Raw genomic sequence first — 12,716 nt, 5'->3', positions numbered from 1 at the left:
GTCCCTCCGAGACTATCCGGAAGGCGGTGTCAGCGGGCGGGCGGGGACCAGCGCGCGAGGATGTCGTCGCTCAGGCGCGGGAGCAGCTCGCGATGGCTGTCGCAGAACTCGTGGTCGGTGCCGATGACGGCGGCGAGATCGGCGACCGGGTCGACCCACACGGCGGTGCCGAGCATGCCGAAGTGCCCGAAGGTCTCGGGGCTGCTCGTCGTCCCGGTCCAGTGGGGGCACTTCGTGCCGCGCACCTCGAACCCCAGCCCGAAGGGATTGGGGTCCTGCTTGCCGAAGCCGGGCATGATGCCGACCAGCTCGGGAAGCTGCGGCGTGGTCATCTGCGCGAACACCTCGGGCCCCAGGAGCGTCGGTCGCAGCAGCTCGAGCGCGAGGAGGGAGAGGTCGGCGAGCGGGGCGAAGGCGCCCACCGACGGCGGGCCGTCCCAGCTCAGGCGCTCCATGCCGAGCGGCTCGGCGACCTCGCCCGCGACCCAGTCCTCGAAGTCCCGGCCGACGGCGCGCGCGACGTGCAGCGCGGCCACGTCGATCCCGCGATTGGAGTAGTGGCGCCGCTTCCCCGGCTCCTGCAGCACGCGATCGGACTCGTAGAAGAGGCCGGAGGCGTGGCAGAGCAGATGCCGCAGGGTCGACCCCACGGGGCCGACGGGGTCCGTCAGCGCGACCGCGCCGCGCTCGAGGGCGATCGCGCACGCGAACCCGGTGAGCGTCTTGCTCACCGAGCGCAGGGGGCGCACCTTCTCGAGGTCGCCCGCGCTCGCGCGCGCGCCCTCGGGGCCGAGCACGATCGCGGCGGCCTCGAAGCCGAACGCGTCGAGCGCGCCGAGGCCGTCGGCCCCCGGGGTCCGCCCGGACGCGGGCCCTGCGCTCACGCGCCCGGCTCCCCCGCGTCGTGCCGCGCGAGCACGGCGTCGATCAGGCCGGGCCAGTGCTCGACGTGGGAGGGGCCGAAGGGCTCGTCGCCGAGGAAGGCGAGGGCGAGGCCGCGGTCGGGGTCCAGGAGCAGGAAGGAGCCCGACTGGCCGAAGTGGCCGAAGCTCGCGGGCCCGCTGCGCTCCCCCGTCCAGTGCGGGCTCTTGCCGTCGCGGATCTCGAGGCCGAGCCCCCAGTCGTTGTGCTTCTGGCGCCCGTACCCGGGCAGCACCCCGGGCAGGCCGGGGAACTGCACGCTCGTCGCCTCGCGCCAGAGCGCGGGGTCGACGAGGGTGGGGGCGAGCATCTCGCGTCCGATGAGCAGGAGGTCCTGGACGCTCGCGCGGAAGCTCGCGGCCGGCGACCCCGAGGCCTCGAGGTCGCGCAGGCCGAGCGGTCCGCAGACCTCGTCCTCGAGCCAGGTTTCGAGGTCCGTGCCGGTCGCCTGCTCGAGGGCCCGGCCGAGCACCTCGAAGCCGGTGTTGGAGTAGATGCGGCGGGAGCCGGGCGCAGCGAGCAGGGCGCCGGTGTCGAAGGCGAAGCCGGCGGTGTGGGCGAGCAGATGGCGGATCGTGGCGCCCTCGGGGACCTCGGCGTCCGCTCCGCCCGCCAGCGCTCCCCGCGTCTCCTCGAGGCCGACGGGGGCCTCGAGGTCGAGCAGGGAGCGGTCGACGGCGATCAGCGCGCCGAGCGCGGCGATCGGCTTCGAGACGCTCGCGAGCGGGTGCACGCGCGCGCCGTCGCCCGCGGTCAGGAGAGTGCCGCCGGTGCCCGCGACACCCAGGGCGCAGGGGAAGGAGAAAGGTGCGAGGAGGTCGTCCACGGCCCCAGGTTCCCACACGCGCGCCCGCTCCCCCATGCACTCCCTCCCACGTCGGACACCACTTTCTTGACGCCTCTTTTACTTTCTCTTGACCTATGGCAGGCTGTGGCGCGTCCGCCCATCGGACATGTCGCGTAAATCGCGACATCGCACCCACGGTGGCCCCCCGCGCCGTCTCTTACAAGGAGAGAGACAGATGACCCGTCTCGCCACCCCTCCCGCGCCCACCCGACGGGCCCTGCTCGTCGGCGCGCCCGTGCTCGCCGGCTCCCTGGCCCTGGGCACGTCCCCCGCCTCCGCGAAGGATCCGGTGCTGCATCCGGGCGATCGCGGGAGCGCCGTGAAGACCATGCAGAAGGACCTCGCCGCACGCGGCTACTGGTGCGGCAGCGCCGACGGCAGCTTCGGCGCCACCACCACCCAGGCGGTGTACGCGCTGCAGAAGGCCGCGGGCCTCGCCAAGGACGGCGTCTTCGGGGCGAAGTCCCGCGCCGCGCTGAAGAAGGGCACCCGCCCGACGCCGCGCATCACCTCGGGCACCGCCTTCGAGGTCGACAAGAAGAAGCAGCTGCTCTACTGCATCAGCGGCGGCAGGCTGAAGTACATCCTCAACACCTCAACCGCCTCGGGGAAGAAGTACTACTCGGGCGGGCGCTGGAAGACCGCGACCACGCCGAGCGGGGACTTCACGATGTACAGCTTCCCCACGAGCGGCTGGCAGACGGCCCCGCTGGGCAGGCTGTACCGGCCGGGCTACTACGACCGCGGCTGGGCCATCCACGGCGCCACCTCGATCCCGCCCTACCCCGCCTCCCACGGCTGCAGCCGCCTCTCGGTGGCCGCGACCGACATGCTCTGGAAGGGCGGCTGGATGAAGAAGGGGCGCCGGGTGCTCGTGCACTGAGACGCCCCCGGCCGCCCCTCGGAGAACGGGGGCGGAGGGCGGGGACGAGGTGCGCCTCCACACGACCTGCACACCTCGTCCCCGACCTCCCCTCCGCCTGACCGCAGTCGCACGGTGACGGCACGATACGATCGACCAGCACCACACCGTCTCGACAGCGGAGGATCGACCGTGGGGATCTTGGATCGGATCGAGCGCGGACTGGACCGCGGCGTCACGAGCGTCTTCACGTCCGGCCGCGGGCAGCTCAAGCCGCTCGACCTCGCCCAGGGGCTCAAGCGCGAGTGCGACGACCAGATCCAGGTCCTCGACCGCACGCGCACCATCGCCCCGAACGTCTTCACGATCTACCTGAACTCGGCGGATCATGAGCGCTTCTCCTCGTGGGAGGAGACGCTGCTCGAGGAGATGGAGCGCGTGATCCTCGAGCACGCGGAGAAGAACCGCTACGTGTTCGTGGGCGGCGTGAGCGTCTCCCTCGAGGTGGACGACGAGGTGCGGCCCGGGCGCTTCGAGACCGAGTCGCGCACGGAGCGCGGCACGGTGGCGCCGGCCACGGGCGCCGAGCAGGCCGCCGGCCCCGGCCACCCGATCGTGGAGATCGACGACCAGCAGTACCTGCTGACGGGCCCGGTCACGGTGATCGGCCGCGGCGGCGACGCGGACATCATCCTCGACGACACCGGCGTCTCCCGCCACCACCTCGAGCTGCGGGCCGACGGCGCCTCCCTCATGGCCACCGACCTGGGGTCGACCAACGGCACCTTCGTCGACGGCGAGCGCATCCGCACGCCCGTGACCCTGCAGGACCGCTCGTCGATCCGGATCGGCCGCACCCGGCTCACCGTGATCCTGCCCGCGCCCGCGCCGACGTCGGCGACCTGGTGAGCGCCGCATGAGCGAACTGACGATCCTCGTCCTGCGCGTCGCGCTGGTGCTGGGGCTCTGGCTCTTCGTCGTCGCGGTGCTGCTGATCCTGCGCAACGACCTCTTCGGCACCACGGTCGTGAACCGCGGCACGAAGCCGGACCCGCGGCGCGAGCAGCGCCCGTCGGCCGATCCCGCCCAGGCCGCCTCGCTGCGCACCGACCCCTCGGTGATCTCGACCGCGCTCGTGGTCACGGCCGGCCCGCTGCGCGGGACCACCCTCACCCTCGGCCGCACGCCCGTGCTCATCGGGCGCGCGCCCGAGTGCACCCTCGTGCTCGACGACGACTACGCCTCCAACCGCCATGCGCGCGTCTTCCCGCAGGACGACGAGTGGATGGTCGAGGATCTCGGCTCGACCAACGGCACCCTGCTGTCGGGGAAGAAGATCGAGGGCGCCGTGCCCTTCCGCCCCGGCGCGCAGGTGCGCATCGGCCGCACCGAGATCGAGCTGAGGCGAGGCCCCCGATGACCATCGCCCTGCGCTACGCGGCCCGCTCCGACGTCGGCCTGGTGCGCTCGAACAACCAGGACTCCGGGTACGCGGGCAGCCACCTGCTGATGGTGGCCGACGGCATGGGCGGCCACGCGGGCGGCGACGTCGCCTCGTCGATCGCCGTGGGCCGTCTCGCCCAGCTGGACACGGACACCCCCGCCTCGGACCTCGTGGCGAGCCTCGAGGAGACGATCCTCGAGGCCAATCAGCTGATCCTGCGCCGTGCGCGCGAGGAGCCGCAGCTCGCGGGCATGGGCACGACGGTCACCGCGCTGCTGCGCGCGGAGGGCCGCTTCGCGCTCGCCCACATCGGCGACTCGCGCGCCTACCTGCTGCGCGACGACGAGACCGTGCAGGTCACGAAGGACCACACGTTCGTCCAGCGCCTCATGGACGAGGGTCGCCTGACCAGCGAGGAGGCCGAGCGCCACCCGCAGCGCTCGGTGCTCATGCGCGTGCTCGGCGACGTGGACGCGGATCCCGAGCTCGACCTCTCGATGCGCTCGGCCCGCGTGGGCGACCGCTGGATGCTGTGCTCCGACGGCCTCTCGGGCCTGGTGTCCCTCGAGACGATCCACGCCACGATGGACGGCATCGAGGATCCCGACGAGTGTGCCGAGGCCCTCATCCAGCTCGCCCTCAAGGGCGGCGGGCCGGACAACATCACCTGCATCATCGCCGACGTCGTGGATCTCGACGACCTCCCCCGCAGCGCCGAGGCGCCCTCCACGAGCCCGCTGATCGTAGGGTCGGCCGCGCGCACCCGCAACCAGCCCACGAGCGCCTCGGGGCCGGCCGCGCGCGCCGCCGCGCTGACCCGCGTCGAGAGCCCCGAGCCGCCCTACTCCGACGAGGACTTCGAGGAGGAGCCGCCGCGTCGCGGCCCCTGGCCGGCGCTGGTGACGCTCGTGCTCGTGGTCGCGGTGCTCGCGGGCGCCCTGTGGGCCGGGTACACCTGGTCGCAGAAGCAGTACTACGTGGGGACCGACGGCGACAGCGTCGTCATCTACCGCGGCATCTCCCAGGACCTGGGCCCGGTCTCGCTCTCGGACCCGGTCGAGGTCACCGACGTGCCCGTGGACTCCCTGCCCTCGATCACCCAGCAGCAGGTCACCTCGACGATCCCGGCCGACGACCTCGCCGACGCCCAGGAGATCGTGGACCGCCTGGAGTCGCAGACCGCGACCACCCTGCCCACGACGCCGACCGAGGGCCCGACCCCGCCGGCGGACGACGCGAGCAGCGCGTCCTCGTCCTCCACGGCCGACGAGGGGGACTGATGGTCACCGTCGTCTCCTACACCGCCCGCCCGCGCCGCGTCCTGCAGGCGCTGCTGCTGCTGATCGCCGCAGGCCTCGGCGTGCTCACCTACGCGCTCGTGGGCCTGGGCCGCCACGGCGAGATCCCCGACGCCCTGCCCGCGGTCGCGATCGGCGCCGGCGTGATCGTGCTGGTCCTGCAGATCGCCGTGATGTGGCGCGCGCCGTACGCGGATCCCGTGATCCTGCCGATCGCGGTGCTGCTGAACGGCATCGGCGTCGCCATGATCTTCAGCTACGACACGGCGGTCACGAAGTACATCGGCACCACCGCGTCCTACGCCTCGCGCCAGCAGCTGTGGACGGTGATCGGCGCGATCCTCGCCGTAGTCGTGCTCCTGGTCATCCGCGACCACCGGATCCTGCGCCGCTACATGTGGATCTTCGCGGTCAGCGGGGCGGTGCTCCTCCTGCTGCCCCTGGTCCCGTTCCTCACCGACGAGCAGTACGGCTCGAAGATCTGGATCAGGATCGCCGGCTACTCCTTCCAGCCCGCGGAGCTCGCGAAGATCTGCATCGCGATCTTCTTCGCCGGCTATCTGGTCTCCCGCCGCGACACCCTGGCCCTCGCCGGCCCCAAGGTGCTGGGCATCCACCTGCCGCGCTGGTCGGACTTCGGGCCGATCCTCGCGGCCTGGGCCTTCTGCATCGCGATCCTCGTGTTCGAGACCGATCTGGGCACGGCGCTGATGTTCTTCGGACTGTTCGTGGCCATGCTCTACGTCGCGACCGACCGCCTGAGCTGGCTGGTGATCGGCGCGGTGATGTTCGTGCCGCCCGCGATCTTCGCCGCGACCCTGCTGGGGCACGTGCGCACCCGCTTCACGTGCTGGCTGGACCCGCTGAGCAGCGAGAACTACGGCGCCTGCGAGCAGATCGCGCGCGGCCTGTTCGGCATGGCCTCGGGCGGTCTCGTGGGCAAGGGCCCCGGCGGCGGACGGCCCGACATGGTGCCCTTCGGGCACAGCGACTTCATCTACTCGACCCTCGCCGAGGAGCTCGGCATGGTGGGCGCCTTCGCGGTGCTCCTGCTCTACATCCTGCTGGTCCAGCGGGCGATGCGCGCGGCGGTCGGGATCTCCGACGGCTTCGGCACGCTGCTCGCCGCGGGGCTGGGCTTCGTGCTCGCCCTCCAGGTGTTCGTGGTCGTCGGCGGCATCACCCGCGTGATCCCCCTGACCGGCCTCACACTCCCCTTCCTCGCCTCGGGCGGCAGCTCGCTCGTGTGCAACTGGATCATCGTGGCGCTGCTGGTGAGGATGTCCGACGCCGCCCGTCGGCCCGCTGCCCGTCGCCTCGACGGCGAGGGCTCCCCGGCGCGCCGGCAGAAGCTCTCGAAGGACGCCGAGGATCCCCAGCGCGCACAGGAGGCGATGTCGTGAACAAGCCCCTGCGCCATGTCTGGCTGGTGGTCGGCGTGCTCTTCGTGCTGCTCTTCGGCTCGACCACCTACTTCCAGGTGATCGACGCGAAGTCGCTCAACGCCAACAGTCACAACTACCGCACGGTCTACGCCCAGTACGACCGCCACCGCGGGCCGATCGTGGTGGGCGGCGAGCCGATCGCCGAGTCCCATGCGACCGACGACGCCTACGGCTACCAGCGCACCTACGATCCCGGTTCGCTGTACGCCCCGATCACGGGCTACTACTCGGTCCAGTACGGCTTCAGCGGGCTCGAGAAGTCGCTCAACGACACGCTCTCCGGGGAGTCCGACGCGCTCTTCTACCAGCGCCTGACCGACACCATCTCCGGGCGCGACCCGCAGGGCGCGACCGTCGCGCTGACGATCGACCCGGACGCCCAGGAGGCGGCCGCGAAGGCCCTCCAGGGTCGCCGCGGCGCCGCCGTCGCGCTCGACCCCGAGACCGGCAAGGTGCTCGCGATGGTCTCGGCCCCGAGCTACGACCCCAACACGCTCGCGACACATTCCGCCAAGAAGGCCGAGGCCGCCTGGAGCGAGCTGAACGACGATCCGGACCGGCCCCTGTCCAACCGCGCGATCGCCGGCGACCTCTACCCGCCCGGCTCGACCTTCAAGCTCATCGTCGCGTCGGCCGCCCTGGACAGCGGCGACTACACCAAGGACACCAAGATCCCCGGCCCCGGCTCCTTCACGCTGCCGGACACCCAGAGCACCCTGTACAACCACCCCAACCAGGGGAACACGGCCTGCGGGGCGGACGACTCCTCGACCCTGTCCGAGGCCCTGCAGCAGTCCTGCAACACCTCGTTCGCGAAGCTCGGCATCGAGCTGGGCCAGGACGCGGTGCGCAAGAAGGCGCAGGAGTTCGGCTTCGGCGACCGCCTGGAGATCCCGCTGTCGGTCACGCCCTCGAGCATGGGCGACGACCTCAACGACGCGCAGCTGGCCACGAGCTCGATCGGCCAGTACGAGGACCGCGTGACGCCGCTGCAGATGGCCATGGTGGCCTCGGCGATGGACAACGACGGCAAGGTGATGACCCCGCAGCTCGTCGACGAGGTCCGCACCCGCGACCAGTCGGTGATCTCGTCGTTCTCCGCCGAGCAGTACTCGCAGCCGCTGAGCGCCTCGAACGCCGCGCAGATGCGCGAGATGATGGTCTCCACCGTCGAGGACGGCACCGGCACCGCCGCGAAGATCGACGGCGTCGAGGTCGGCGGCAAGACGGGCACGGCCGAGTGGGGCGACGGCCGCACCCCGCACTCGTGGTTCGTCGGCTACGCCGACAGCGGCGACAAGAAGGTCGCCGTGGCCGTGGTCGTCGAGGAGGGCGGCTACGGAGCGGATGTCGCGGCACCGATCGCGCGCGATGTGATGAAGGCGGTGGTCTCGCAGTGAGGACCGGCAAGGGACTGGTGCTGGAGGGGCGCTACCGCCTGGACTCCCTGATCGCCACGGGCGGCATGGGCGAGGTGTGGAAGGGCTGGGACCAGGACCTGGACCGCGAGACGGCGGTCAAGGTGCTGCGCGAGGAGTACGCCTTCGACGAGGGCTTCCTCAAGCGCTTCCGCGCGGAGGCGCGCCACACCGCCTCGCTCAGCCACGACACGATCGCCGCGCTCTACGACTACGGCGAGATCGACGGCCGCGCCTACATCGTCATGGAGCTGTGCAAGGGGCGGCCGCTCTCGGAGATCATCGAGGAGCACCCCGACGGCCTCCCCGAGGACCGCGTGGTCTCGGTGCTCATCGACCTCGCCCGCGCGCTCGACGCCGCCCACGCCAAGGGCGTCGTCCATCGTGACGTGAAGCCCGAGAACATCCTCGTGGACGATGCCGACGACTGGCACATGAAGATCACGGACTTCGGGATCGCCCGCAGCCAGGACCAGGCGCGGCTGACCAAGACCGGGCTCGTCATGGGCACCGCCCAGTACCTCTCCCCCGAGCAGGCGATGGGCAAGCAGGCCACGTCGCTCTCGGATCTCTACGCGCTCGGGATCGTCGCCTACGAGATGCTCGTGGGGCATCGCCCCTTCACCGGCGCCAGCCAGGTCGAGATCGCGATGGCGCAGGTGAAGAAGCAGCCGCCGGCCCTGCCGGAGTCGGTGAACCCCGACCTGCGCCACCTGGTGATGATGCTGCTCGCGAAGGCACCGGCGAACCGTCCCCGCTCGGCGGCGGCGGTCGCCCGCATCCTCGAGTCGATCCAGCGCGGCGAGGAGCCGCGCTTCACGACCGGAGCGATCCCTGCGGGCGCGGCCGCCTCCGGGGCCTCGGCGGCCTCGGGCGGCTCCGCGTCCTCCGGGTCGACCGGGGAGAACCGCGCGGGCACCGGGAAGCCGTCGGCCTCTCCCGTGGGCACGCGCACCGCGGCGATGCCGCTGCCGCGCACGCACCGCCGGCGCGGGATCCGCCACCGCTCGGGGACCTCGGGCCCCTCGGCGCTCTCGGGCGCCTCGGCGCCTTCGGCCTCCGAGTCCGGAGGCGCGGTCTCTCGCGGGGCGGGCGCCCGCGCGGTGATGCCCGCCTCGGGCTCCTCGCGCACGCCGAGCGCCTCCCGGCTCTCGGGACCCGGCTCGCCCGTCGGCTCCGCGTCCGTCGGCTCCCCCGCCGCCCCGGGCTCCCCGGCGGCCCCCGGCGCGAGCGCGGGGAGCGGGAACGCGGCGTCCTCGGGATCGGCGCCGGCGGGCGGAGCGGATCCCGGGATCTCCACGGCGACCTCGGGCCGCACCTCGCGGTCCACGAGCACCGGTTCGCGGATCGGCCCGTTCACGGTGCCCGGCTTCGTGCTGCTGCTGATCGTGATCGTGGTGGCGGCCGTCGCGATCGGGATGGGTGTGGGCATCATCCCCAGCGGCTTCCTGAGCGGCGAGGCCGCTCACGCGGCACATGCACGTACGATGTTCGCGTCGCCCCGGATCGGCGACTTGACGAGGACGGTAGGACAGTGAGCGAAGAGAACCTGATTCTGTCCGGGCGCTACGCCCTGGGCAAGGCTCTCGGGCACGGCGGCATGGCCGACGTGCACCTGGCGGAGGACCGCCGTCTGCACCGCACCGTCGCGGTGAAGATCCTGCGCACCGACCTCGCGCGCGACACGAACTTCCAGGAGCGCTTCCGCCGCGAGGCGCAGAGCGCCGCCGGGCTGAACCATCCCTCGATCGTCGCCGTGTACGACACCGGCGAGGAGCACGCGAAGGACTTCACCGGGCACGAGATCACGATCCCCTACATCGTGATGGAGTACGTGCGGGGCAAGACCCTGCGCGAGTACGTGGACCCCGAGCACCCGATGGACGTGGGCCAGGCGGCCACGATCATGCAGGCGCTGCTCTCCGCGCTCGAGTACTCCCACCAGCAGGGCATCGTCCACCGCGACATCAAGCCCGGCAACATCATGATCACCGACGACGGCGACGTGAAGGTCATGGACTTCGGCATCGCCCGCGCGGTGGCCGATGCGACCGGGATGACCCAGACCCAGGCGGTCATGGGCACCGCCCAGTACCTCTCCCCCGAGCAGGCCCGCGGGCAGCTCGTGGACGCGCGCAGCGACATCTACTCCGCCGCGTGCGTGTTCTACGAGCTGGTCACGGGGCGCCCGCCGTTCACCGGCGACAGCCCCGTCTCGATCGCGTACCAGCACGTGCGCGAGACCCCGGTCCCGCCCTCGCGGTACAACCCCGCGATCACGCCCGACGTGGACCGGGTGATCCTCACCGGTCTGGCCAAGGACCGCGAGACCCGCTACCCCTCGGCCACCGCCTTCGCGCGCGACATCGCCTCGGTGATCGCCGGGCGTCGTCCGCAGCTCGTGGCCGGGGACCCCCAGCCCACCTCCGACGCGGAGGCGACGACGGTGCTCAGTCCCGTCGACGACCGCACCGAGGCGCTGCCCGCGTCCGCGGGAGCGACGCAGACCCATCGCGCGCCGGTCGCGGCCGCCGCCGGAGCCGGAGCCCTCGGGGCCGGCGCGGCCGGTGCAGCGGGCGCAGGCGTGCAGGGCGCCGGATCGGCCGACGAGACGGGCGAGGAGCTCGAACAGAAGCCCAAGCGCCCCGTCTGGCTGATCGTGCTGATCATCGTCGCGGTGCTCGCCGTGATCGCGGCGGCGCTGGCCCTCTGGCAGCCGTGGAACACGGGCCCCAAGCAGGTCGCGGTCCCGCAGGTCGTCGGCATGACCGAGGCCCAGGCGAAGTCCGAGCTGGAGAGCGAGGGCCTCACCGGCACGTTCGAGAAGAAGGCGAGCTCCGACGTCGACGAGGGCGACGTGATCTCGACCGATCCCGAGGGCGGCACGGAGGTGGACGAGCACACGGCCGTGAAGGTCGCCGTCTCCAGCGGACCCGAGCAGGTCGAGGTCCCCGACCTCGCCGGCATGGACCGCGATGAGGCGACGAAGAAGCTCGACGACCTGGGGCTCGGCATCGAGATCGGCGATCCCAAGGACGTCGCGGGCAAGAAGGCCGGGACGGTCGTCGGGCAGGATCCGGGCTCCGGCTCGAACGCGGAGGCCGGGGACACGGTCACCGTGAACCTCGCCTCGGGCGATGCGGAGCTGCCGGACGTCACCGGCCTCGACCAGGACACCGCGACGAAGACCCTCGAGGACCAGGGCTTCGAGGTCGACGCGACGACCAAGGAGACCGACGACGAGGACCCGGGCACAGTCACCGGCCAGACGCCCACGGGCGGCGACGGGAAGACCGCGGAGGTCGGCTCCACGGTGCAGATCGTGGTCGCGAAGGCCCCCGGGAACATCACGATGCCCAACGTCGTGGGCCAGACGGAGTCCGAGGCCCGCAAGACCCTCGGCGCCAAGAACCTCGGCGTGAAGGTCACCTACCAGTCCGACGACTCCGTCGCCAAGGACACGGTCATCAAGACCGATCCCAACCCGAACGACTCCGTGGAGCCGGGGACGACCGTGACCGTGTACGTCTCGACCGGACCGGAGAAGACGGAGGAGCCCTCGGAGACCCCCACCTCCGAGACGCCGTCGGACACCCCCTCGGACACTCCCTCGGACACCCCGAGCGACTCCGACACCCCCTCGGACAGCGACAGCCCGACGCCGTCGGACGGCGATGACGGCGACAAGGGCGACGACCAGGGCGACGACAATGGCTGAGCCCACCGCGCGGATCCTGGTGGTCGACAACTACGACAGCTTCGTCTTCACGATCGTCGGCTACCTCCAGCAGATGGGCGCGGCGACGACCGTCGTGCGCAACGACGAGGTGCCGCAGGGGGCCGACGACGCGATCGACCTGAGCGGGTTCGACGGCGTGCTGGTCTCCCCGGGCCCGGGGACGCCGTCGACCGCGGGGCGCATCCTCGACGTGATCGGCGCCTGCGCGGACGGCGCGGTGCCGATGCTCGGGGTGTGCCTGGGCCATCAGGCGCTCGGCCAGTACTTCGGCGGCACGGTGACCCACGCCCCGCAGCTCATGCACGGGCGCACGAGCGTGGTCGAGCACGAGGGCAGGAGCGTCTTCGCGGGCGTGCCCAGCCCCTTCACCGCCACCCGCTACCACTCGCTCACGGTGGTCCCGGAGACGGTGCCCGACGTCCTCGAGGTCACCGCCCGCACGGCCGACGGGGTCGTGCAGGGCCTCGCCCATCGTGAGCTCCCGCTGCACGGCGTGCAGTTCCACCCCGAGTCGGTGCTCACCGAGCACGGCCATCTGATCCTCGCGCGGTTCCTCGAGCTGTGCGACGGCGTCGACGCACGCGAGCGCTCCCGAGGGCTCGCCCCGCTGCTCGCGCCGTCCTGAGACGAGCGGGCGCGGACCCCGGGTCCTGCGGAGCCGGGCACGGTTCGGGCCGCACGTCCGCGGTCGCGCCGTCCAGGCGGGCCTTATACCCTGGAGTCGGCATCCCCCCTCTGATCA

The 12,716-nt window shown here is 72.0% G+C and carries 11 protein-coding genes; 9 read left to right on the top strand and 2 right to left on the bottom strand.

The window, feature by feature from the left end; translation table 11 throughout:
* Positions 1-29 precede the first annotated feature (29 nt).
* Positions 30-884 carry a serine hydrolase gene (locus tag I8D64_RS10825; RefSeq protein ID WP_200502638.1) on the bottom strand — a complete coding sequence of 285 codons (855 nt, stop codon included), beginning with the start codon at positions 882-884 and terminating at the stop codon, positions 30-32.
* Complete coding sequence (locus I8D64_RS10820) at positions 881-1,747, bottom strand: serine hydrolase domain-containing protein (protein WP_343068543.1); 867 nt, start codon at positions 1,745-1,747, stop codon at positions 881-883. Before I8D64_RS10820 ends, I8D64_RS10825 begins: the two co-directional genes overlap by 4 nt.
* Before the next feature lie 196 nt (positions 1,748-1,943).
* On the opposite strand from I8D64_RS10820, the gene I8D64_RS10815 reads away from it, so the two are divergent.
* From I8D64_RS10815 to I8D64_RS10775, 9 genes are all read left to right on the top strand, one after another.
* A complete protein-coding gene (locus tag I8D64_RS10815; protein ID WP_200502633.1) occupies positions 1,944-2,651 on the top strand; it encodes a L,D-transpeptidase family protein in 708 nt (235 codons plus the stop codon).
* Between the two features lie 171 nt (positions 2,652-2,822).
* The gene (locus I8D64_RS10810) at positions 2,823-3,539 is read left to right on the top strand and encodes an FhaA domain-containing protein (protein WP_200502631.1); all 717 of its coding nucleotides are present in this window, start codon (positions 2,823-2,825) and stop codon (positions 3,537-3,539) included.
* Positions 3,540-3,546: 7 nt separating this feature from the next.
* On the top strand, positions 3,547-4,050 hold the full coding sequence (locus I8D64_RS10805; protein ID WP_200502629.1) for an FHA domain-containing protein FhaB/FipA: 504 nt from the start codon (positions 3,547-3,549) through the stop codon (positions 4,048-4,050).
* Complete coding sequence (locus I8D64_RS10800) at positions 4,047-5,354, top strand: PP2C family protein-serine/threonine phosphatase (RefSeq protein ID WP_200502627.1); 1,308 nt, start codon at positions 4,047-4,049, stop codon at positions 5,352-5,354. Before I8D64_RS10805 ends, I8D64_RS10800 begins: the two co-directional genes overlap by 4 nt.
* Positions 5,354-6,775: an FtsW/RodA/SpoVE family cell cycle protein gene (locus tag I8D64_RS10795; protein ID WP_200502626.1), complete on the top strand. Its 1,422-nt coding sequence runs from the start codon at positions 5,354-5,356 to the stop codon at positions 6,773-6,775. The genes I8D64_RS10800 and I8D64_RS10795 overlap by 1 nt, the downstream gene beginning before the upstream one ends.
* The gene (locus tag I8D64_RS10790; RefSeq protein WP_200502624.1) at positions 6,772-8,217 is read left to right on the top strand and encodes a penicillin-binding transpeptidase domain-containing protein; all 1,446 of its coding nucleotides are present in this window, start codon (positions 6,772-6,774) and stop codon (positions 8,215-8,217) included. The genes I8D64_RS10795 and I8D64_RS10790 overlap by 4 nt, the downstream gene beginning before the upstream one ends.
* Positions 8,214-9,773 carry a protein kinase domain-containing protein gene (locus I8D64_RS10785; RefSeq protein ID WP_200502622.1) on the top strand — a complete coding sequence of 520 codons (1,560 nt, stop codon included), beginning with the start codon at positions 8,214-8,216 and terminating at the stop codon, positions 9,771-9,773. The genes I8D64_RS10790 and I8D64_RS10785 overlap by 4 nt, the downstream gene beginning before the upstream one ends.
* On the top strand, positions 9,770-11,953 hold the full coding sequence (gene pknB / locus I8D64_RS10780; RefSeq protein WP_200502620.1) for a Stk1 family PASTA domain-containing Ser/Thr kinase: 2,184 nt from the start codon (positions 9,770-9,772) through the stop codon (positions 11,951-11,953). The genes I8D64_RS10785 and pknB overlap by 4 nt, the downstream gene beginning before the upstream one ends.
* Positions 11,946-12,599, top strand: a complete 654-nt coding sequence (locus I8D64_RS10775; RefSeq protein ID WP_200502618.1) for an anthranilate synthase component II — start codon at positions 11,946-11,948, stop codon at positions 12,597-12,599. Before pknB ends, I8D64_RS10775 begins: the two co-directional genes overlap by 8 nt.
* Positions 12,600-12,716 lie beyond the last annotated feature (117 nt).

It is taken from the genome of Brachybacterium halotolerans (assembly GCF_016623465.1).
GTDB classification, from domain to species: domain Bacteria; phylum Actinomycetota; class Actinomycetes; order Actinomycetales; family Dermabacteraceae; genus Brachybacterium; species Brachybacterium halotolerans.
The sequence above is the reverse complement of the archived record's forward strand: the minus strand, read 5'-3'. Positions and strand labels throughout refer to the sequence as shown.